This window comes from Paenibacillus durus, assembly GCF_000756615.1.
Lineage (GTDB): Bacteria > Bacillota > Bacilli > Paenibacillales > Paenibacillaceae > Paenibacillus_AQ > Paenibacillus_AQ durus.
Genome location: NZ_CP009288.1, coordinates 3,895,361 through 3,917,421 on the forward strand (window position 1 = coordinate 3,895,361; position 22,061 = coordinate 3,917,421).

The window sequence follows — 22,061 nt, forward strand, 5'->3', positions numbered from 1 at the left end:
TACTTTCTATTTTCTGCCTTTGTTCCGAAAGGAGATTCATTATTGTGGCAAAAGCGTACGGCAAGCCTCCCTATCAAACCTTTTTAATTCATGGCGGGCCGGGCGCTGCCGGAGAGATGGCTGGAGTGGCGGCTTTTTTATCAGAGAAAGTCGGAGTTATCGAGTCCTTTCAGACCGGGCTGACAATAGATGAATTACTTCTCGAACTCAAGAAGGATATTGAGCATTACGTCAACGGACCCGTCTGTCTCGTCGGTTATTCCTGGGGCGCCTGGTTGAGCTTTATTTTTGCGGCGTCATTTCCGGATCTCGTCCGGAAGTTAATTCTAGTCGGGAGCGCTCCTTTCGAGCAGCAGTATACCAAAGATCTGCAGGCCACCAGGTTAGCCCGATTAAACGAGCAGGATAAAAGAAGAGTCCGTGAGCTCGAGGCCGGTCTGGAAAAAAACGAATCCGATAAGAATGAAATTCTTCGTCAATATGGAAAGATAATGGAAAAAACAGACCTGTTTGATCCCATACCCTCTGATGATGACATGGTGGAATTCGATTTGAATGCCTATCATCACATCTGGAAAGAAGCCGATGCGCTTAGGTCATCCGGCGAGCTGCTAAAGCTAGGCTATCATGTGGTCTGTCCTGTTGTCGCGATTCACGGAATACATGATCCTCATCCCTATTCAGGCGTCATACGGCCTCTGTCTGCCGTCCTGCAAGACTTCCGTTATCACTTACTTGAGCATTGCGGACATACGCCTTGGAAAGAACGAATGGCAAAAGATCATTTTTATCATTTACTTCATGCAGAGCTGCCCGAAAATAATCTTTAAAAAATAAAGAACCAGCCATCCTCTTTAGGTTGTGGCTGGTTCTTCTTATTACGTCTAATTAACGATTGGGCAGGCTGTAGCCGTCGCCGATCTGCTCACCGTCCGAGAAGCGGTAGAACCGGTAATAGTAGCGGTCCCCCTCTTTATAAAAAAGCTGCCAGGCGTACTCGCCGTTATAGGCGCCGGGAAGCAAACGCTCGATCTTGGCACCCGGAATGGAGGAAGCGATAATCTGCCGCATTTTATCCTCGGATACTCCCTGAGACAGCTCCTGCGCATGCACGGCGTTCTCTCCTTTGGCCGGCTTGCCGTCAACAGTAAAACGCACCCACACCATCATATCGGAGCCGGTCTTGCTTTTGCCAGTAATCACCCAATAAATAGAGTTCTCATCCCATACCGATTTCTCCGCTTTATCAATCTCGGTTAGGCCCGCCCCGCTAATTGCCGCAGCTTCGGCTGCGCTGCGCTCGCTCCATTGATCCTTCAGCACGTAGGCAAAAAATTGATATAATCCGAACAGAAGGAGCAGGGCCAGAAACACCCCGTAGTAGATCCATTTTCTCCTTTTTCTCAACGTGCAGCTCTCCTTCTTAGGAAGAAACATTACCGCCGTCCCAAAATGACGAGGCTCTTGTTTCCTTTGTTCCAGTAGTCGTACAGGCTGTCAGCGAAAGCTCCTTAAATTTACCGATTCAGCAGTCCCTCGAATGCTTCCTGCGCCTTGCGCCGGATTGCCTCTTCGTCCAAGGTCAGGCATTCCCCGTGCTTAATGATCTGCTTGCCGTCGACCCATACATGCTCTACGTCCTTGGCGCTCGCCGAGTATACGGTATGGGATATCAGATCCGTATGCGGAAGCAGATGTGGCTGGTCAATATCAATGGCGATGAAATCAGCTTTCATTCCCGGCGCGAGCCTTCCCACTTGATTAAGGAATAAAGACTTTGCGCCATACTCCGTAGCTATACGCAGGGCCTCGCCTGCCGGAACCGCCGTCGGATCGCCGGACACTCCTTTATGAATCAGCGCGGCTAGACGCATCTCCTCGAACATGTCCAGGTTGTTGTTGCTTGCCGCGCCATCCGTTCCGAGCGATACCGTAACACCGGCCTTCAGCAGCTCGGGAACGCGCGCCACGCCGCTTGCCAGCTTCAGATTGCTGCCCGGATTATGCGAGACGCCAACTTGATTGCGGGCAAGAATTTCGATTTCCTCATCGTTCAGATGGACAGCGTGCGCCACTAGCGACGGCCGGGTGAACATCCCGAGCTTCTCCAGATGGGCAACGGGCCGAAGGCCGTAATCCGCTTCATTTTGCTCCACTTCCCGCCGCGTTTCGGACATATGCGTATGAATAGGCAGGTCGAGGTCATGCGCCGCCTGGACAAATTTCTCGATATAATCCGGAGGACAAGTATACGGCGAATGGGGTGATATCATAGCGGTGATCCGTCCATCCGCCGCGTTATGCCATTTTTTTGCAAAAGCAACCGCTTCCGCAAGCTTCTGATTCTGCACCTCTGCCGGGCACAGCCCGATTACACCACGCATCAGGACGGCGCGTATTCCAGATGCTTCCGCCACCTCAGCCACCCGGTCCATATGATCATACATATCAAGAAACGTCGTTGTCCCGCCCTTGAGCATTTCCAGCACCGAGAGTGCGGTTCCCCAGTAGACGTCGTCTCCGGTGAATTTCCCTTCCATTGGCCACATTTTTTCCTGAAGCCATACCTGAAGGGCAAGATCGTCTCCATAACCGCGCAGCAGCGACATCGCCGCATGCCCATGCGTATTGACAAGCCCCGGAAGGAACAGCAGGCGGTTGCCTTCAAAGACAGGTACGTCTTCTTCAAGAACGGGCGCTTCTTCCCCTATGTACGTAATCAAATCGTTATCAATTACCATATATCCTTCAAAAACAGGCTTATCCGCGCCAGGCACGGCAAATTTGCCGTTTCGGATCATCCATTTAGTACCCATGCTCTTCTTCGTCCTTTCCTTCATGCAGATAGTAAGCCAGACTTTGCAGGTCGGTCGTAAAATCCGCCGCATGCACACGAATCTCAGGCGGCGTCTTCAGGATTACCGGAGCGAAATTCAGGATCGCTTCAATGCCGGCTCCGATAAGAATATCCGCTACTTTTTGCGCCTCCTGCTCGGGCACGGTAATAATGCCTATGCGAATGCCCTGCTCGCGTACGGTACTTGCAAGTTCATCCATAGGCTGAACGGTCAAAGTATTGATCTTGGTCCCGATCTTCGGCGGGTAGGAATCAAAGACGGCCGTAATTTTCATTGTATCTTTCAGATAAATATTGTAATTGGACAGCGCCTGACCCAGATTCCCCGCTCCTACCAGAACAACATTAATCTGTTGGTCGAGCTTCAGGATGTGGCGGATTTTTTCGATCAGGTAGGGTACGTCATAACCAATGCCCTTCCTGCCGAAGTCGCCAAAATAGGCCAAATCCTTGCGGATTTGCGCAGGATTTAAATCCAGTCGTTGTCCGAGTTCTTGAGAAGAAACAGTGGCGATTTCGCGATTTTGCAGGTCGTTCAAAAAACGCAGATATACTGGCAATCTGCGGACGACGGCCTCAGATATTTTGTCCGATTTCATGAGTTCTCCTCCTAAATTTTAAATAGGACCCTCCCAAACCCTCCCTAAAAGGGAGGGCCCCAAGGGCTACCGCCCTCTGGACACCCGCTCACGGCAAATTGGCGCCCGGCAAAAGTTGGGCGGGACCTTGAATCAGGCGGATGAAGGATCGCTTTTCGTCCCTGACGGGACACGCTTGACAATTGGCGGAATCTACATACAGTATGACCCATGTAAAGATTAAGATCGGCAGATCGGCCTATGTTGTACAATGGCCAATCGAAGTGCTGAAAAGCAAAAGACTGGATTGGCCTATGTTATACAATGGCCGATCGAAGTGCTGAAAAGCAAAAGACTGGATTGGCCTATGTTATACAATGGCCAATCGAGTATTTTTATTAGGATGCGCCGTCTTGCTGTAGCCATTCGGCGATGCGGGGGACCATTTGTTCCGTCGACATATGCTCCATTTTAGGTCCTGGCAGCGAGTACAGGAAATACTTACCGTAATAAGATTCGATTACTCTGGTATCATAAACAATAACAATGCCGCGATCCTGCGCGGTCCGTACAAGGCGGCCGAAGCCCTGCTTAAAACGGATTACGGCTTGAGGCACGGACAGCTTCATGAACGGATTCTTCTTCTGCGCCTGCAATAGCTCGGCCTTCGCCTCTGCGAGCGGATGGTTAGGCGGCTGAAAAGGCAGTCTGACGATTGCCAGACAGGTTAGCGCGTCACCAGGGATATCGACGCCTTCCCAGAAGCTGCTCGTTCCAAGCAGGACGGAAGCTGAATTCTCCTGGAACCGGCGGAGCAGCTTGCTTCGGCTTCCTCCTTCAACGCCTTGCCCGAGTACAGTGATATCTTCGGACGCAAGCGCCTCCTTGAGAGGCTCGTATACCTGCCGAAGCATCTTATATGACGTGAACAGCACAAGCATCCGCCCGCGCGTGGTCACTGCGGCTTCAGCCAGGGAATGAACGAGCATATCGACAAATCGGGCGTCGCCGACGGTTCCCTTCACGCTTGGGAAATCCCGCGGAATGACCAGCAGCGCCTGATCCCGGTACTTAAAGGGTGAAGGAAGCTGTATGGTCGATAGCCTTCCTTCCTCCTGCGCCTCGTTCAATCCGAGGTTGTCGATCATATACTGGAACGATTTATCTACGGACAAGGTTGCCGAGGTCAGGACAGCGCTTTTTTTCTTATCAAAGAAAAGCTCCTTGAGCTGCGCGCTGACATCAACGGGCACGGCGTACAGCTGCAGGGATTTGCTGCGATAGTTTCCATTTGCCTCCAGCCAATATACAACATTTTCGTCTTTCATGCCCATAAAAAAACGCACTTGCTCGCGGATATCGGCCAAATCCTTGAATAGTCCTCCGATATCAGTTACAAGGCTATCCGCTGACGATTGACCTTCCTGGTCACGCATCTCGGCAAGCATTTTTTCCCCTTTGCGGATAATATCGCTTAAAGACAAATTTAGTGTACTCTCCAGTGAAGCAAGCTCTTCCCAGCCTTTTGGTCTCTTGGCAGGCAGAAGGCGGTGAACCAACTGCCCCGCTTCTCCCGCCGAGTCGGCCCGTTCCGGTATCAATGCATACAGCTTATCGCTGAGCAGATCCCATGCCTCTTTTACGGTAAGGAGGTCGGGATACAGCCGGTTGATAATCCCGCTCCACTCGGCGGCCTGTTCACTGCCCGAGCTTTGCAGGATCTGCCGGAGTGCGGGCAGTTGACCGGTGCGGCTGTCTTTGTACAAGCGGTTCAGTGTATGGGAGACGGTAAAATGCTTCATATGCATGCCCAGGTGCTTGCCGGCCACTTCCTCCAGTTGATGCGCTTCGTCAATTACAAGGTACTCATAGGAAGGAAGCAGCTGATGGCCCGCTTTCATATCGGCGAATAGCTTCGAGTGGTTCGTAATGACCACGTCGGCGTTACCCGCCTCCTGCTTGGCGCGATGGTAATAGCATTTACGGAACCACGGGCATGACCGTCCCAGGCAGGAGTCCGTATCGCTCGCCACCGTTTCCCAGAAATCGCCGCCCCGGCCGCTTAAATTCAGCTCTTCGTCGTCGCCCGATTCGGTCTGGGTGAGCCACACAATCATTTGCGCCGATGTTAGAGTATCCTCTCTCGGTGAGGCGTAATCCTTTTTATTTATTTTATGTTCAAACTTGCGCAGACACAAATAGTGTCCCCTTCCCTTGAAGACGGCAGCCTTGAACGGAAAAGGAACGGCTTCGGTCAAGAGTGGAACATCGCGCTCGCGAAGCTGATCCTGAAGATTGATCGTATGAGTGCTGACCATTACCTTTTGCCCCGTGCAAACGCTCTGGTAAATAGCCGGGAGCAAATAGCCGAGCGATTTGCCGGTCCCTGTGCCCGCCTCGATCAGCAGATGCTTCTCTTCTTCCAGCGCCTTGATCACTTCGCCGAACATAATTTCCTGAGCCTGCCGGCTTTCGTACTGGGGCAGGATGCTCCGCAGCCGTTCGGTAATCTCGTTCAAGTAAGCCTCAAACGGCATATGCTCCAACGGATTATAGCCGTCCTCGCGCGGTGGAGCCAGCTCCGTCCAATCACCCACAGCTAATGCAAGCTGGCGGTAAAACTTAAGATCACCTTCAGGCTGGAAGGTTTCCAGCTCACGCTCACTCAGCAAGCCCTCAAAAAACCAGCTCAGATCGCTGTCTTCACCGGCAAACAGCTCGGTCAACCGCTGTACCGTAAGCAAAGGCAGGCTGTACAGCTCATCCAGACATTTCAGCAATACATGCGCTGTCGCCAGCGCGTCGCTGTCCGCCTGATGCGGACGTTCATGCTGAAGCCCGAAATGGGAGCTGACGTTTCCAAGCTGGTAGGAGGTGAGCGATGGAAAGCAGATTTTTAAAAAATCGATCGTATCGAGAATACGCCCCTGAAACGGCAAATAACCGCACCGGTCCAGAGCGCTCTGAAGAAAATGAAAATCGAAAGCGACATTATGCCCAACAAGCACGACATCATCAAGAAGAGGCACCAGTTCCATCATCATCTCTTCCAGTTCGGGGGCATCCTGCACATCGCTGTCCGTAATGCCGGTTAAGCCGGTAATAAAAGGGGGTATCGGTCCTTTGGGCTTGACGTAGGAGCCGTACACACGCGAAATGGACCGGTCTTCTTCTATGATGGCAAGTCCGACCTGGATAATTTCACCTACGGACTGGGTTCCCGTCGTTTCAAAATCAAGCACCGCAAATTTCATGATGTTTTCTAAACCCTTTCATTCGAGACTCTTAATCAGCATAACAGAAGTTGCGAAAAAAGGCGATGCACTCCGCCGGAAAGCAGCAGCTTGCATCGCACCAAATGAAAAGCCTGATTATTATAATAGCGAAACCAGCTGAGAACCGAACTGAAGCTCGCCTCTGCCGCGCCTGCAGACCTCCAGATTGGCGTCCGGTTCAGGCAGCGCCGGATCGTATTTCAATGCCAGCCCGAACAGTTCTTTCGCTTCATCGAACTGGCGGCCCGACGCCGCAATGCAGCCCACGGCATTATACAGATGCGCCTTCAGCTTGCGGCTCTGAACAAGGGGCAGCATATGTTCCAAGTGAACCCGCGCCGTGAGGGCTTCTCCTTGATGAAGATGGGACATGGCCAGATACAGACGCGCCGCCAGATTGTCGGGATAATGGGAAATGACAATGCTGAACTGCTCGATGCATTTTGGAAACATCAGCAGCTTGTAATACCCTTGACCGCGCGCAAAATTCTCCAACTCAATTCCGGAGTCTTCCCCGCTAAGCGGCGTCTCCGGTTCCGGCTCCTCAGTAAGCTCCGCTTTCTGGCGAAACAGACTGAGCGCTTCCGCAAAAGCCAGCCATTCATCCAGCGCTTCATCGCTAAGCTTGCGGAGCATGCGGTATTTGCCTAAAAGCTCATGCCGCTTTACTCCCTGAGCCTTCGGCAGCTGTCTGGCGATATCGGAGAGCATTTCGTTCATTTCGGCAAACATCTGTTGAAACATAGGAGCCATCCCTCCTTGCGAAAATGAGATCAGTGCAGCTTGCCTGACTTCATTGTTCGCCCGGAGCGGGCCTTTCATGCGTGGCAGTCATTGCATGGTCACAGGGCCCGATAGCCAAATCAGACAATCGTCGCGTGAAGCTCCTTATTGTCAAGCTTAACGGGACGGTTGTTCTCGTCCACAAACACAACCGTAGGCTTATGCACTTCAAGCTCTTCCCGGGAAAGTATCGCATATGAAATAATAATGACCGTATCGCCGGGCTGCACAAGCCGCGCCGCCGCGCCGTTCAGACAAATGACGCCGCTGCCTCGCGGACCCGGTATGACGTAAGTTTCCAGACGCGAACCGTTGTTGTTGTCCACAATCTGCACTTTCTCGTTCTCAAGCAGGTCTGCGGCTTCCATCAGATCCTCGTCAATCGTAATGCTGCCGACATAATTCAGGTTGGCTTCGGTGACCGTCGCCCGGTGGATTTTCGATTTCATCATATGTCTATACAAGCGCTGCGACCTCCTTCGGCGTAAAGATGATATTGTCGATCAGGCGCGTACGGCCAAACCGAACGGCCAGCGCCATTATAATCTCCCCTTCGGCTCTCGTAAGCGGGAAGTTCCCTTCAAGCGGTTCAAGCTCCGGAAATGTCAAGATTTCCGCGTAATCAATGTCGGCAAGCGGCGAGCCGGAAATAACGGATGTCAGCAGCTCCCGGACTTCATCGGTCGTAGCGGCCTGTCCTTCCTCTACCGCCTTGCGGGCCTCCTGAAGCGAGCGGGACAGCACCAGCGCCTGACGGCGTTCTTCGGCCGATAAATAGACGTTGCGGGAGCTGAGCGCGAGCCCGTCGCTTTCACGTACGATGGGGCAAGGGATGATCTCCACATTCATGTTCAGATCATCCACCATTTGCCGAAGCACGGCTACCTGCTGCGCGTCCTTCAGTCCGAAAAAGGCATATTCGGGCTGAACCAGATTAAACAGCTTGGCGACCACGGTCGTCACTCCGTCAAAATGGCCCGGGCGCGAGGCGCCGCATAATCTCGTTGTAAGAGAGGACACCGTTATCTTACTGCGGATTGGGCGGGGATACATCACCTCTACCGTCGGAATAAACACGATATCGGCGCCCTCGCGTTCCGCAAGCTCCAAATCCCGCTGCTCGTCGCGCGGATAGGCCTCATAATCCTCATTCGGTCCGAATTGAATCGGATTGACAAAAATGCTCATGACAACCGTGCCGCACATTTCTCCCGCCCGCCGCAGCAGACTTGCGTGGCCGTCATGCAGATAACCCATCGTCGGAACCAGCCCGACAGGCCCCTGTCCTGTACGCCGCATAAACGAGGTGGCTTCCCGAAGCTGCTCTATTGTTCTAACGACTCTCATTATGATCTCGCTCCTTTTCCGGCTGCGCCGTATAATGATTCCAGCACACTCTCATCCGCGCCGAACGCATGGCCTGCTTCCGGAAAGGCACGCTGTTTGACTTCCTGCACATATTGGCCGAGCGCGTCGCGGATGATACCGCCGACGTCGGCATACGTCTTCACAAACCGCTTCTCCCTGTAAGGCGAAGCATACCGCAGCACATCGTGGAACACGAGCACCTGGCCGTCACAATAGCGTCCCGCTCCGATTCCAATGGTCGGAATGGTAAGCTCTTTCGTGATCGCTTCAGCCACTTCTTCGGTAACCAGTTCCAGCACGATGCCAAATGCGCCCGCCTTCTCCAGCGCCTTCGCCTCATCCATAAGCCGCTGCGCATCCTGGGCATCCTTGCCCTGCACCCGGTACCCGCCAATTGTATTTACCGACTGCGGCGTGAGCCCGATATGGCCCAGTACCGGCACTCCCGCGGAGACGATGGAAGACACGGCGGCGCATATTTCAAGCCCGCCTTCCATCTTAACCGCATGGGCATGTCCTTCCTGCATAAGCCTACGCACATTCTTCAGTGTCTCGTCGATGCCGCCGTGATACGTCATAAACGGCATATCCGCCACGATGAACGTATGCTCCGCTCCCCTGGCGACCGCCCGCGTATGGTATACCATATCGTCGATGGTGACAGGCAGCGTCGAGCTGTATCCAAGAACGACATTGCCGAGCGAATCGCCGACCAGGATCATATCGACGCCGGCCTCTTCGGCCAAGGCGGCCGAAGGATAGTCATATGCGGTCAGCATGCTCAGCGGCACGCCTTCCGCCTTCATTTTTTTCATTTTCACAATGTTCAGTGCTTGTTTGTCAGCCATTCCCTTTTCCCCTTTTGCGAGTCACCGCGCTTGTTTTAGCGCAAACAAAAAAACCTTTTAGCGTATCCGCTAAAAAGGTCCGAAGGGCAAAAAAGAGTCACTCGCGATCGTCCCTTCTGTCTCGGTCCTTGCGGCTCAGAGCAGAATCCAACGTAACCGTTCATTACAGTTATGAAGGTATAAACAAAAGCAGCTTTGCTATGCCAAGAGTGCAGTTCTTTTCACAGATACCGCCTCTTGCGATCAGTATAACAAATCTGCCGGACAATTACACGATATAAATGTGACAAGGTCTGGTATTTTATACTAAGGTGATTTCGCCGGAATATACACTCGTCACCGATCCATTGTCCTCCCGAAGCAGCAGTCCGCCGTCTTCGCCGAGGCCTACAGCCGTCCCTTCCAGCCAGCCCCGGGGCGTCTCCAGCCCAATCCTTCTGCCTAGGGTAACCGAGTGCTCCTCCCACAGCCTCGCGATCGGTTTCAGGCCTTGCTCCATGTACAGCCTATAATGGTGTTCCAGCTCCCGCAGCACTTCTGCGGCCAATTGTTCGCGGTCAACAGGCATGCCGCTCTCAATCAGCAGCGATGTCGCAATATGGCGAAGCTCTGCGGGATAGTCCTCCTCCGACAGATTGGTGCTGATGCCAATCCCGGCGATTGCATACTGGAGCCCTCCAGGTCCCACATTCGATTCCAGCAAAATGCCGCACAGCTTTCTGCCGCGGGCCAGAAGATCGTTCGGCCATTTGATTCCTGCTTCCACACCGGTAAAATTACGGATGGCTGAGCAAACGGCTACGCCTGCCAGAAGCGTCAGCTGAGGCGTAGACTGCAGCGGTATCTCCGGCCGCAAAACAACGCTCATCCAGACGCCCTTGCCCTTCGGGGAATGCCAACGCCGGCCCCTTGTTCCCCGTCCGCCTGTCTGCTCTTCAGCCATAACGGCAGTCCCTTCGGGAGCGCCCTTCTCTGCGAGCAGCTTGGCTTCCTCCTGAGTAGACACGACGGTATCCAGGCGCCTCAGTCTACCGGCCCAGTTCGTATCTCTTAGTAAGTCCGCTTCGGAAGCAGCGGCCATTATTTTATCATTGCTCATGGTGATTCATCCTTTTCGCTTCGTTAATCAATGCTGTCCTGTCATTAGGCAGGATGCCGGACGCCGCTGCCAGCAGCAGTGCCTGAAGCAGCTCTCCCAGCCAAGGCCCCGGACGGCGGTCCAGTGCGGACGCTAAATCGCCGCCCGTCACCGCCAGATCGGCCAGGCCGCGCACGGGCATTTCGTCCAGCCACCGCCGGGCGGACGGAACAAGCCCGGCGCACGGGCCGCCGCACGGCATGGCGGCCAGCAGCGCCAGCCACCCTTCGGCGGCTTCCGCGCCGAAGGCCAGCGCGGCGGCGAGGAACCGCCGCCGGAAGTCTGCGGGGCCTTCTCCCGGCCCCGCCTCCGCCGCCGCTGCGGTCCACGCCTCGCGGACCCGCAGCACCTGGGCGACGCCGCGCCGCGTCGCCCCCGGGAACGTCCATGCCCGCATCAAGCCGTCGGCCGCCTCGGCCGTCGCCCCCAGGGCATGGAGCAGCAGCGCCCACCGCAGGCGGGCGCTCCCCAGTTCCCCGATGCCGGTAAGACCTGCGGCTGCAGCCGCCAGGTCTTCTCCGGTCCAGGGGAACGGGGCCTTGCCGCGCGCGAGCAGCCCGCTGCGCGCCAGCATCGCAAGGCCCGTCAGCGGCCGGGGGCCTTCCACGATGCGCGTCAGCTCAGCAAAGACGCGCTCCACGGCGATATGCACCAGGCCGTCCCGGCGGCGCAGCAGGCCGCGCCACGTGTTCTTCGCGACGCTGAAGCCCAGAGTGGACGCGAAGCGTACGCAGCGGAGCATGCGGAGCGCGTCCTCGTCAAAGCGGTCTTCCGCCTTGCCTACGCAGCGGATCAGCCGGCGGCGCAGGTCATCCGCCCCGCCGAACGGATCGATCAATCTTCCGTCCAGACCGAGACAGATCGCATTGATCGTAAAGTCACGGCGGCGAAGATCCTCCTTGACATCCATAACAAAAGTAACCGTCTCCGGCCGCCGGTGATCGGCATAGCCGCTCTCGGTCCGGTAGGTTGTCACCTCAAACGGGAAATCGTCCTCCAGCACTGTAACCGTTCCATGCTGCAGGCCTGTCGGCACACATCTTGGAAAGAGCGACATGACCGACTCCGGCTTGGCTGAGGTGGTGATATCCATATCGTGAACGGGCCGCCCCAGCAGCTCGTCCCGGATACAGCCGCCTACCCAGTAGGCTTCATGCCCGGCATCGGTCAGGCGAATGATGATTCGCCCGGCAGCTTCGGCCATCAGGGGATCGGCCATTTTCCAATTCATAATGCCACGGCTCCATTCTTATCGGATCGCTTTCGTCACCCTGCGGTCCAGCACACGGTAATAGATACTTTCGTATTGATCGGTAATGGCGTCCTTGCAGAAATCCTCTCGCGCGCGCTCCAGGCATGCTTTGCGGAACCTGCCCGCAAGATCCTCGTCCGTCAATAGCCGGACAGCGTACTCCGCCATGGCTGCCGTATCGCCGATCGGGGCCAGAAATCCGGTCTCGCCATGCAGCACCAGTTCGGGTATTCCCCCCGCCTGCGAGCCGATCGTCGGCACGCCGCAGGCCATCGCTTCCAAGGCTACAAGCCCGAAGCTCTCTTTCTCCGAGGGGAGCAGCAGCACATCCGCAAGCGAAATCACCTGAGCGATTTCATCCTGCTTGCCGAGAAACCTTACCTTTTCCTCTATACCCATTTCGGCGACTTTGGCCTGAATCTTCGGAAGCTCCGGCCCCTCTCCGACAAGCAAAAGACGGGCAGGAATTTCCTTAGCGACTCTAGCAAAGATATCCACCACATCTCCAACACGCTTGACCGGCCTGAAATTGGAAATATGCATCAAAATTTTTTCATCTGGAGACGCAAAATCCCCTCTTAGATCGGATACATCTCTCGGATAATATACCCGTTTGTCCACAAAATTGTAGGTCAGATCGATCTCATCCGTAATATCCAGCACCCGGCGAGTCTCGTTGATAAGGTCCTGTGACACCGCCGTTACCGCGTCGCTCTCATTAATGCCTAGCCGGATCAGATCCTTAAGCGATTCGTCCTGCCCTAGAACCGTTATATCCGTCCCGTGAAGCGTCGTTACTACTTTGACCTGCCCGCCCACCATTTGCTTGGCCAAAAAGGCGCAGACGGCATGCGGAACCGCATAGTGAACGTGGAGCAAATCCAGCTTCTCCATCTTGGCTACCTGGGCCATCTTCGTCGCCAGAGCAAGATCATAGGGCGGGTACCGGAACACATAATAGTCGTTAACTTCAACCTCGTGATAAAATATATTTTTCTGAAACGTCCCCAGACGGAACGGAACGCTGTGAGTAATAAAATGAACCTCATGGCCCTTTTCAGCCAGCAGCTTCCCTAGTTCAGTGGCCACCACACCGGAACCGCCGAGAGACGGATAACAGGTAATGCCTATTTTCAACAACCGGTCCATATGTCCGTCTCCTTTAATTATTTGCTGGTTGGTCCGCGAGCATCCGCTGTGCAAACACCCGCCACGTATCCATCTTATCTCTTGAACAAATCAACCGCATAGGGAACTTTTGAAGCAAAACCTTCGGCATAAGCAAATCCCCTGCGCTGTCCGACCAGCATATCTCTGGAACGGACGCGTTCGATATAGCCGTCGTTCAGCGGTGTTGCCACAATATCTTCTCCTGGTAATTTCTGAAATTGGGAAATATAGCATGACAAGGCAGATTCCTTCAGTCCGTAATGATCCGTCACGTCAACGATAAGATCTGTGCGCCCCAAATCGTTGATGAAGTAAAAATAAAGCTGCGGCGCCTTCACCGCCGGAAGCGACGGCATATACCGGCGAAGCTTCGCATTAAAAACCGCCTCCTCCACGAGCCTGCTGCAGGCTACATGGTCGGGATGGCGGTCTTCCCAGTAGGGAGCGAACACGATATCCGGCGAGCAGCGGCGGATCTCCGCCGTTACCGCCGCAATTTGATCCTCGGTCAGGCGCAATCCCCGGTCGGGCAGCCCCAAATTGGTGCGCGACGAAGCGCCAAGCAGGCCTGCGGCCCGGGCCGCTTCCTCTTTGCGGCTCTCCACCGTACCGTTGGAGGACATTTCCGCTGCGGTCAGATCGCAGAGCCCCACCTTAAGGCCGGCTGTCGTATGCTTGGCAATCGTTCCGGCCATGCCGATCTCCGCATCGTCGGCGTGGGCTCCGAATACGAGAATATCGAGCTTCATTCTTCAATACCCGGCTTGTACTTGTGCACCAGGTCCCGCCAGGCGAAATCGCCGCGGTCGATCGCCTTGACCAAAATTTCCGCAGTCGCTATATTAGTGGCCACCGGAATCCCGTACACGTCGCATAACCGCAGCAGAGCCGAAATATCCGGTTCATGCGGCTGCGCCATCAGCGGATCGCGGAGAAAAATAATCAGGTCCAGCTCGTCCTGCGCCACAAGAGCGCCAATCTGCTGGTCCCCGCCGAGAGGGCCCGACATGAAGCGGTGAATTCTTAAGCTTGTCGCTTCCATAATACGCTGGCCGGTTGTACCGGTCGAGTACATTTCATGCCCCTGAAACACATCCTCATAAGCGGTTACAAAATTAACCATTTCATCTTTCTTGCGGTCATGCGCAATAAATGCAATCTTCATCGGTTTCTCCCCCGTTTATTCGATAAAGTGATCAAATCCGTATATCATACCAGTATATCCCATAACTTTTTCGATCCCCAGCTTGACCCCAGGCATATACCCCGAACGCTCATAGGAATCGTGGCGGATCTTCAGCGTCTGGCCGAAGCTGCCGAAGACAACCTCCTGCTGCGCAAATACACCCGGAAGCCGCACGCTGTGAATCCGGAAACCGTTATAGTAGCCGCCTCGAGCGCCTTCGATGGTTTCCTCCTCCTGTGGATTACCCTGACGTACCTCCTCGCGTGCCTCGGCAATCAGCTCAGCCGTTTTGATAGCTGTACCTGAGGGCGCATCCAGCTTCTGGTCTCCATGATACTCAATAATTTCCAGGTTGGGAAAATATTTGGCCGCCTGCGCCGCAAACTTCATCATCAGGATCGCTCCAATCGAGAAATTCGGGGCGATCAGTCCGCCGATTCCCTGTTCCCGGCACTGCTTGTCCAATTCATTAATCTGTTCAGGCGTAAAGCCGGTCGTACCGATAACCGGCCTTACACCATATTTAATTGCCGCAACCGTGTTGGAATACGCGGACTGCGGTATCGTAAAATCGACCAGCACATCTGCGCTTCCGGCAGACAACGCGGCATCGAGATCCGTTGTAACGGTTACTCCCGCTTCCGGCAGGCCAACCAGCAAGCCCGCATCAATATCATGCAACGAATGATCCACTGCGGCGGCAAGCGTCAGCTCTTCATCCTGCAGAACCAGCTTAACGACTTCTCTGCCCATCCGGCCACCGGCTCCTGAAACTATGACTCTGATTTTATTTTTCATATTAGATATGGCCCCCGCTTTCATTCATCTGATGATTACTGCACATACTTCTGCAGTGATTTCTGCAGATCTTTCATTAATTCCTTCAAACCTTCATCGTCCGGATGAAGCAAAATAACTTCTTTCATGGCTGCGATCGCCGCCAAAGGATCGTTCACTCGACTGTAAGCAATGGCCAGCCATACATAAGCATCCCCATAAAGCGGGTCAAGCTTCACAGCCTCCTTCAGCAATGTGACCGGCCGGTAGGGATTGCTCCTGTAGCCGATAGCTTCCTCCAGCAACCGTTTGGCTTCCTGCACATGCAGCATAGCTTGCAGGTGCTGCAAATGCAGACGGTAATCCGGCTTCGCGCCGTCAAGCTTCACCGCGGCTCTGGCATGTTCGGCCGCCTTTTCCAGCTTCCCGCTGCGTGCGTAAGTGATTGAGCAGCGATACCGGACCTCCGGATCATTCGGATCGGCCGCAATCGCAGCTTCGAAGCACACTATCGCTTCTTCGAAATCGCTTCGCAGAATACAACGGTACGCCTCTTTGACATAATCACCGGGACTCATGCCTACCACCCCCCGTCATATGCTTCATCATATGCGTCTGGGCTTAATCGGTGTTTTTTTTCGTCCAGCGGTCCGCGTCCCGGGTATTAAATTTATGCATGACCTTGTTCATGGCTTCCGTCAAATCGATGCCGAGTGAATTGGCGAAGCAAACGGTGATAAACAGAATATCTCCCAGTTCCATTTCGATGGAATTTTCCGGCTCGTCCGCCTTTTTCGGCTTCTCCCCGAAGGAATGATTGACTTCCCGCGCCAGCTCTCCCACTTCCTCGGACATGCGCGCAAGCATAGAGAGCGGACTGAAATAACCCTCTTTAAACTGCCCTATATAAGCGTCCACTTCCCGCTGTATTTCGGCGAGGCTTTTCTCCATTTCCTGAAGGCGCTCCTTTCGGTCTGCCGCATATTGCCTTTTCGTTTGCCACTATGTTATCGTAAAGACGTTTTGAAGACAAATCTTTTTTGATTATCTCACCCCCTGATCAGAGGTATACTTTCCCGTAAAGGAAGAAAAACTGCCGTAATAAACGGCATTGCGGAGGAATCCATGAACACTTTGAAACTGACTTCAACCATTAAGACGGTCGCTCCGATCATGCTGGGAACTGCCGTATACGCTTTCGGACTGCTTTATTTCATTATTCCCAATCAGCTCATGGAAGGAGGAGTCACAGGGATTACCATTCTGCTGAATTACGGCTTTGACATTCCTGTGTTCCTTACCACCCTGCTGCTTAACCTTCCGCTGTTTCTGCTGGGCTGGAAAGAACTTGGCGCAAGGCAAATCGCTTACACCGGCGTCGGCATCGGCTCGCTGTCGTTCTTCCTTTGGCTCTTCGAGCGGATGATTGCCCTTGGCTGGTTCGACCCCTTTCAGACAGAGCATGACTTTATTCTGGCCTCTCTTTATGCGGGAGTAACCCTTGGCCTTGGACTAGGCATCGTCTTCCGCTTCGGCGGTACGACCGGCGGCGTCGACATTGTGGCCCGCATATTCGGCCGCCGCTTTGGCTGGAGCATGGGACAGGTCATATTGGTAACTGATGTTGTTATTATCGGATTATCCCTTATCTACATCCCGAGAGAGAAAATTTTGTATACGCTGGTCGCTGTATTTATCGCTTCCCGAGTGATCGATTTTATCCAGGAAGGGGCATACGCCGCCAAAGCCTTTACGATTATTAGCGACTTCGGAGAGGAAATCGCCGACCTGATTACTAATGAAATGGAGCGGGGCGTTACCCTCATTCCTTCCATCGGCGCTTATTCCAAGCAGGCGAAGCATATGGTATATTGCATTGTTTCCCGTCAGGAAATCCGGCAATTAAGCCGGCTGGTCAAATCCGTCGATCCGCGGGCATTTGTCATTATCAGCGATGTGCACGACGTTCAGGGAGAGGGCTTCCGGGAAATCTGAACCCTGCAGCAGCGTCCGTTTTTACAAAGCGCAAAGGGGCTGTCCCAAAAGGGGATATTCCTATTTGACAAGAGCGCCTTCTCTATTCAGAATGGCAAAGAAAAGTTAAGAAGCGGCAGGTCTTTCGGATATCGAAAGGCTTGCCGGCTTCCGTTGTAGGAATCAGGACAATGGTTCCAACATTAGGTCGGGGACGGATCGGGTTGAGTGCGATTATAGTTCAGCATCTGGCAAAACAGCTAAAATGCAGCTTTTTTTAATCCAAATCGTTTATTCACCGGGAAATCCTGCACTTTCTGCAGGGATTTGAGGCTGTGCTGACTGAATTTGAGGCGGAACGGGAAAAAGAGTGTATTTTTGCAGGCACGTTATAGAACAGGTCTTCTCGGGCGACCCAAAGATGCACGATTTCAGGTTTCTGCACTGTCCCGCTTCAACTCGGACGGGAATGCATCGGGATGTTCTCCGTCTATCATTTCGTAAGCGATCGCCCGGGTCAGCCTAAATAAAAGGGCGCCCCTTTTTTTCTATCTGTCCTCAAATAAGGCCACAGTTCACTATGGCTTATGGGACACCTCCTAATATTATGCATTCTTTGAGAAATTCATTTTCAGAAAAGCTGCCAGCGGCTTCTTTCGCCTCGATATTTCCTATAAGCGGTGTAGGCCAGCGCAGCCAGGATAAATCCAGCGCCCAGCCATCCCGCCAAGCCGTATTCCCGGGGAGCGAGCGGAAGGGACAGCGCCGGTTCATCCCTTTCCTTGCCGAACATTACTCTGGCGGCCTCCCTGCCGTGTGAGACGGCATTCATGAGCTCTTCCCTTTCCGGCGGCCGGCTCCCTGACATAAGCCCGGCGGCATAAGACAGCCAAGCATCGAACCGGTTCACTTCTTCCGGCTTGCGGGCAATAATGACGGCAGGCCGGATCGTATCATAACGCTCCTGAATACGGGCAACCGCCGTTCTCCAGCCTGTCATATCACTCTTGGCCGCGCTTTGTTCCATATCGTTCAGATCCTCGCGGATCAGCTTGTAATATTGAAGCCACATCGGCTGACGGGGATGAGCCAGACTATTGGCGGCTAGACGCAGCCTTGCTGCAGACGTCTCCCAACGCTCCTGCTGCACGCTTACTCCCGCCACGGCGGCTTTCATATCAATAATCGCCCCCGAGAGCGCATTGATTCCTTCCACAGATGTGAGTCCATCGAAAGAAGATTGCACGAACAGTCTGGAAATCGCATCCATCGTTTCCCTAGCTTTATTGATGTTCCCTTCCGTGACTAACCCGTACAGCGTCTCCGCCTGCTGCTCCAGCTTAAGAGCATTCGCTTCGGCGGTTACCGGCGGCTGCGTTCTCTCCGCCGGCGATTGAGCCCGGCTTGAATCCGACTGGCTAGCAGCGAGCTCGCTGTAACCCGACACACTTGACGCATCCCATCCAGCCGTGCAGACCAGTACAACCAGCGTAATGAATATCCAATTCCTCCCGCGCAGCATGGGACATCCCTCCCTCCTGCCTTATGTGTATGGCTTAGGGACAAGGATTAGAACGTCATATTCTCTTTATTGGGCACGTCTTGGATATACATCCTTGGACGCGAGCCAAGCGGCCGCCGCGCTAAAGAGAGTCAGCAGAAAGGTAAAGTTCCGGACCTGCGGAACATCGTCCGTAAGCGCCCTGGGAAGCCAAGGATAAACGCCGTAGGAATAATCGACCGTATCGTTAAGAAGAGTCCACAGCAGAGCCGCCGGAATCATCTTTCGGCAAATAAAAAACCGGGCGTACAGCAGCGCCTCCGCAGCCATTCCCGCGTGCGAAATCATCAGCATCCAATCCTGCCAAACGATCGGTCCTCCCTGATAGCCTCCCGCTGCAATAATGGATACCGCCCAGATGCCGTACTTAACGGAAGTTACAACCGCGAGCGCCTCGATCAAGGCTCTCACCGAAATTCCTGCCGCGGTCTTCGGCGGATAGAGCAGCAAAATAAGCGCCAGTGTGAAGAACAAGCTTGCCGTAGGGCTGTCAGGCACGAAAGGCAAAAGCCAGCTTGGGTAATGAGCCGCCGTATAGGCCAATTGATTGCCGTACCATATGTATCCGTAAATCGTTCCCGGGACATTGACTGCCAGCAGGAGCCAAATTATGGCCCTGTGTTGCAGCAGCTTGTCCATTTTCATTCCAACAATCGACACGTTCGGTCTCCCCCAAAGCATACAAAAACCTGACCGCAGCTATTCGATCAGGTTATGCGATATTACCTTTATTCTACTGTTCGGATTTTTGTTTCGCAAGCCACTCCGCCAAATGGTTGATATCCTGATCGGTTAACCCCGCGTTAATGGCTGTATCATACATGGGTGGCATCTTATTATTGTAACCTTCTTTAATAATGGTCAAAATGGCTGCCTTATCGTGAGTATCACCGACACCCCGTAGAGACGGTCCTGCCGCGCCCTTCAGATCAGCAGCGTGGCAGGCCACGCATCCGGCCTTCTGAAAGGCTGCCATAGCCGGATCATCCTTGTCGACGATAGCGATCTCTTTTGCCTGCGCGGCGCTGCCGGCCGGAAGCCCCTTTGCCCGGTTCTCGGCGGCTTTTTCCTCACGCTGCACATCTTCAGGCACCTGGCCGGTAGCCGCCATTTCATGCTTATACTCTGTCCAGGCTGTGTTCGTCAGGTAGATAATCGCCGCGAGCGACAGAAACATCAGCGAGGAAGCGATCGGTCTGCGGTAAAATCTGCGTTCTCTTCCTGTATCCAAAAAAGGAGCCAGCAGCAGGGAACCGAAAGCCACGCCCGTAACCCCAAGCGTCCCGAGCACGATATAGTCTCCGGAAGCATAGGGAAGCTTCAGATATTGATATAAGAACAGGAAATACCAGTCGGGAACCGGGATAACCGTCGCGCCGGCGTTGGCGGGAAAGCCAAGCGGCGCGGGCTCCGAAATCGTCAGCACCAGAATGCCTACGAGCACCACGACGCCGACCATCCATTCCTTGAGGAGAAAGTTCGGGATGAACGCCTCGGATTTCCCGGGGTAAGCTGTATAGTCGGCAGGAGGGATAAAGCCTTCTCCCCGCCTGACGCGGGAATCGCCGACATAGACTATTTTTTCCTTAGAGTTGTCTTCATGAGCCACCATAAGTCCTCCTCTCTTCGGATGCAGCCCGTTACAGCGGGCCGGAAATGCCTTGTCTGCGAATCATGATGAAATGTCCAACGAGCAGTATAAGCAGCAGCGCCGGCAGGAAGAATACATGGAGAGCAAAGAACCTCGTCAGCGTCTCTGCGCCGACAACGTCGCCGCCCTGCATCAGCTCCTTGAGCACCGGACCCAATACGGGCGTCGAATTGGCGATCTCCAGTGTGACTTTTGTCGCGAAGTAAGCCTTGTTATCCCACGGAAGCAAATATCCGGTGAGCCCTAACCCCAACATCACGAAAAAAATAAGCATCCCGACCACCCAGTTCATCTCGCGCGGCGCCTTATACGAACCGGTGAAGAATACCCGCATCGTATGCAGAAACATCATGACAATAACAAGGCTGGCCCCCCAATGGTGCATACCGCGGACGATTTGCCCGAAAGCGACTTTGGTCTGCAAGTATTCAACACTGGCGTAAGCGTTGATAATGTCGGGAACGTAGTACATTGTCAGAAACATGCCGGACAGAATTTGAATAACGGTTATGAAAAAGGTCAATCCGCCAAAGCAGTATACAAATGCGGAAAAATGATGCGCAGGGTTTACATGCTCAGGAACCTCGTGATCGGCCACATCTCTCCAAATCGGCGTAATATCCAGACGTTCGTCAATCCAGTTGTAGATATTTTTAAACATCGGCAGTTACGCCTCCTTGGCGGCCTCAGTATTCGGCACGATATCGCCGAGGTATACCCAGCCATTTTCGATTTTGGTCTTGTACTGATCGAGCGGCTTCGGCGCAACGGCCAAATTCAAGCCCTCTTTGGTGTAACGCGCGCCGTGGCAGGGACAGTGGAATTCATCCGGAGTGGCTTTGTTATTATTCCATCCGACCGTACAGCCCAGATGCTTACAGATCGGTGAAAGCGCATAAATTTCTCCCTGTTCGTTTTTACGGATCCACGCGGTCAGCGTCGCTGTGCTGGCGTACCATCCGTCCTGCTGCTTCAGCTCAAACGTGAATTCCTGGGGCTCATCCGTTATCTTGGATTCTTCCGCCACCTTGATGAAATCACCCGCGCCTTTCTTATGTAGTATCGGGTCGACGGCGAAACGGATCATGGGCAGAAGGGCGCCCGCTCCCATAAAAGCGGTGGCTCCTCCGAGCGTATAGGTCAGAAATTGTCTGCGGGACATCTCTTTTCGGCTGGGCGGTTTCAAGTCCGGTTTTTCCGGATGCTCGTCATGGCTGCTCATTTTGCGTTTACCCCCTTTCGGATTTGGGAAAGCGCTCATTATGAATTGTCCATTTTTAGTCACAATTTTATTTCATATCTTTTAGCCACATTTCTTGTATTTCCTGAATTGCAAGCGCAATCCCCCTAAAGCTATTATCGTCGAAAAACCCTTTGATATCAATCAGTAAATCGCTTTCAAATACATCGGCGGCAGTCAGTGTTCCCCCGGCATTCAGCACGATGGCATACCTGAAATTACTGGATTTTACATTATGACATATTTCATTTATTATCGCCCAATCCTATCGATGTAATCGCGCAATCTCTCCACCGCCTGGGGCGGCGATTCCTGTCCTGTCAATCCTGTGAACGGTATGAGAACAAGTATCATAATAATGGCCACTCTCTTCCCAACTGCCGCTGTTGAAATCGCTGAATTT

24 protein-coding genes are annotated in these 22,061 nt (G+C 53.7%); 2 read left to right on the plus strand and 22 right to left on the minus strand.

Features of this window, described 5'->3' with window-relative positions:
• Positions 1-44 precede the first annotated feature (44 nt).
• Complete coding sequence (locus PDUR_RS16610; RefSeq protein ID WP_218918411.1) at positions 45-830, plus strand: alpha/beta fold hydrolase; 786 nt, start codon at positions 45-47, stop codon at positions 828-830.
• A 58-nt stretch (positions 831-888) separates the two neighbouring features.
• On the opposite strand, the gene PDUR_RS16615 is transcribed toward PDUR_RS16610, so the two are convergent.
• From PDUR_RS16615 to PDUR_RS16690, 16 genes are all read right to left on the minus strand, one after another.
• Complete coding sequence (locus PDUR_RS16615; protein WP_042207271.1) at positions 889-1,407, minus strand: cell wall elongation regulator TseB-like domain-containing protein; 519 nt, start codon at positions 1,405-1,407, stop codon at positions 889-891.
• Between the two features lie 110 nt (positions 1,408-1,517).
• The gene (locus PDUR_RS16620) at positions 1,518-2,816 is read right to left on the minus strand and encodes an amidohydrolase (RefSeq protein ID WP_042207272.1); all 1,299 of its coding nucleotides are present in this window, start codon (positions 2,814-2,816) and stop codon (positions 1,518-1,520) included.
• Positions 2,806-3,456 (minus strand): redox-sensing transcriptional repressor Rex, encoded by a 651-nt coding sequence (locus PDUR_RS16625; protein WP_042207274.1) that lies wholly within the window; start codon positions 3,454-3,456, stop codon positions 2,806-2,808. Before PDUR_RS16625 ends, PDUR_RS16620 begins: the two co-directional genes overlap by 11 nt.
• Before the next feature lie 377 nt (positions 3,457-3,833).
• Positions 3,834-6,689, minus strand: a complete 2,856-nt coding sequence (gene dinG / locus PDUR_RS16630; RefSeq protein ID WP_042207275.1) for an ATP-dependent DNA helicase DinG — start codon at positions 6,687-6,689, stop codon at positions 3,834-3,836.
• 120 nt (positions 6,690-6,809) lie between these two features.
• A complete protein-coding gene (locus PDUR_RS16635; RefSeq protein WP_042207276.1) occupies positions 6,810-7,454 on the minus strand; it encodes a tetratricopeptide repeat protein in 645 nt (214 codons plus the stop codon).
• 119 nt (positions 7,455-7,573) lie between these two features.
• Positions 7,574-7,957, minus strand: a complete 384-nt coding sequence (panD, locus tag PDUR_RS16640) for an aspartate 1-decarboxylase (RefSeq protein ID WP_042207277.1) — start codon at positions 7,955-7,957, stop codon at positions 7,574-7,576.
• The gene (gene panC / locus PDUR_RS16645; RefSeq protein ID WP_042207278.1) at positions 7,950-8,840 is read right to left on the minus strand and encodes a pantoate--beta-alanine ligase; all 891 of its coding nucleotides are present in this window, start codon (positions 8,838-8,840) and stop codon (positions 7,950-7,952) included. The genes panD and panC overlap by 8 nt, the downstream gene beginning before the upstream one ends.
• Positions 8,840-9,709, minus strand: a complete 870-nt coding sequence (panB, locus tag PDUR_RS16650) for a 3-methyl-2-oxobutanoate hydroxymethyltransferase (RefSeq protein ID WP_042207280.1) — start codon at positions 9,707-9,709, stop codon at positions 8,840-8,842. The genes panC and panB overlap by 1 nt, the downstream gene beginning before the upstream one ends.
• Positions 9,710-10,010: 301 nt before the next feature.
• Positions 10,011-10,808 (minus strand): biotin--[acetyl-CoA-carboxylase] ligase, encoded by a 798-nt coding sequence (locus PDUR_RS16655; RefSeq protein WP_052410258.1) that lies wholly within the window; start codon positions 10,806-10,808, stop codon positions 10,011-10,013.
• Positions 10,798-12,078 (minus strand): CCA tRNA nucleotidyltransferase, encoded by a 1,281-nt coding sequence (locus tag PDUR_RS16660; RefSeq protein WP_042207281.1) that lies wholly within the window; start codon positions 12,076-12,078, stop codon positions 10,798-10,800. Before PDUR_RS16660 ends, PDUR_RS16655 begins: the two co-directional genes overlap by 11 nt.
• 18 nt (positions 12,079-12,096) lie before the next feature.
• Positions 12,097-13,248 (minus strand): N-acetyl-alpha-D-glucosaminyl L-malate synthase BshA, encoded by a 1,152-nt coding sequence (gene bshA / locus PDUR_RS16665; protein WP_042207282.1) that lies wholly within the window; start codon positions 13,246-13,248, stop codon positions 12,097-12,099.
• 74 nt (positions 13,249-13,322) lie between these two features.
• Complete coding sequence (gene bshB1, locus PDUR_RS16670; RefSeq protein WP_042207283.1) at positions 13,323-14,018, minus strand: bacillithiol biosynthesis deacetylase BshB1; 696 nt, start codon at positions 14,016-14,018, stop codon at positions 13,323-13,325.
• Positions 14,015-14,434 carry a methylglyoxal synthase gene (mgsA, locus tag PDUR_RS16675; protein ID WP_042207285.1) on the minus strand — a complete coding sequence of 140 codons (420 nt, stop codon included), beginning with the start codon at positions 14,432-14,434 and terminating at the stop codon, positions 14,015-14,017. The genes bshB1 and mgsA overlap by 4 nt, the downstream gene beginning before the upstream one ends.
• Before the next feature lie 15 nt (positions 14,435-14,449).
• Positions 14,450-15,253, minus strand: a complete 804-nt coding sequence (gene dapB, locus PDUR_RS16680) for a 4-hydroxy-tetrahydrodipicolinate reductase (RefSeq protein ID WP_042207286.1) — start codon at positions 15,251-15,253, stop codon at positions 14,450-14,452.
• A gap of 35 nt (positions 15,254-15,288) precedes the next feature.
• The gene (locus PDUR_RS16685; RefSeq protein WP_042207287.1) at positions 15,289-15,810 is read right to left on the minus strand and encodes a tetratricopeptide repeat protein; all 522 of its coding nucleotides are present in this window, start codon (positions 15,808-15,810) and stop codon (positions 15,289-15,291) included.
• 43 nt (positions 15,811-15,853) lie between these two features.
• Positions 15,854-16,183 (minus strand): nucleotide pyrophosphohydrolase, encoded by a 330-nt coding sequence (locus PDUR_RS16690; protein WP_042207289.1) that lies wholly within the window; start codon positions 16,181-16,183, stop codon positions 15,854-15,856.
• A 174-nt stretch (positions 16,184-16,357) separates the two neighbouring features.
• Here PDUR_RS16690 and PDUR_RS16695 point away from each other — a divergent pair, with 174 nt between their 5' ends.
• Positions 16,358-17,227 (plus strand): YitT family protein, encoded by an 870-nt coding sequence (locus PDUR_RS16695; protein WP_042207290.1) that lies wholly within the window; start codon positions 16,358-16,360, stop codon positions 17,225-17,227.
• Positions 17,228-17,837: 610 nt separating this feature from the next.
• Here PDUR_RS16695 and PDUR_RS16700 read toward each other — a convergent pair.
• The 6 genes from PDUR_RS16700 to PDUR_RS28810 all read right to left on the minus strand — a co-directional run bounded on the left by PDUR_RS16700 (position 17,838) and on the right by PDUR_RS28810 (position 21,860).
• Positions 17,838-18,728: a sporulation protein YpjB gene (locus tag PDUR_RS16700; RefSeq protein WP_042207291.1), complete on the minus strand. Its 891-nt coding sequence runs from the start codon at positions 18,726-18,728 to the stop codon at positions 17,838-17,840.
• 66 nt (positions 18,729-18,794) lie between these two features.
• Positions 18,795-19,427, minus strand: coding sequence for a DUF1405 domain-containing protein (locus tag PDUR_RS16705; protein WP_042207292.1), 633 nt, complete (start codon positions 19,425-19,427; stop codon positions 18,795-18,797).
• 73 nt (positions 19,428-19,500) lie between these two features.
• Positions 19,501-20,376, minus strand: a complete 876-nt coding sequence (locus PDUR_RS16710) for a menaquinol-cytochrome c reductase cytochrome b/c subunit (RefSeq protein WP_042209438.1) — start codon at positions 20,374-20,376, stop codon at positions 19,501-19,503.
• 31 nt (positions 20,377-20,407) lie between these two features.
• Complete coding sequence (qcrB, locus tag PDUR_RS16715; protein ID WP_042207293.1) at positions 20,408-21,079, minus strand: menaquinol-cytochrome c reductase cytochrome b subunit; 672 nt, start codon at positions 21,077-21,079, stop codon at positions 20,408-20,410.
• Positions 21,080-21,085: 6 nt separating this feature from the next.
• A complete protein-coding gene (locus PDUR_RS16720; RefSeq protein ID WP_042207294.1) occupies positions 21,086-21,640 on the minus strand; it encodes a QcrA and Rieske domain-containing protein in 555 nt (184 codons plus the stop codon).
• Positions 21,641-21,707: 67 nt separating this feature from the next.
• Positions 21,708-21,860, minus strand: a complete 153-nt coding sequence (locus PDUR_RS28810) for a hypothetical protein (protein WP_156130479.1) — start codon at positions 21,858-21,860, stop codon at positions 21,708-21,710.
• Between the last annotated feature and the right edge of the window lie 201 nt (positions 21,861-22,061).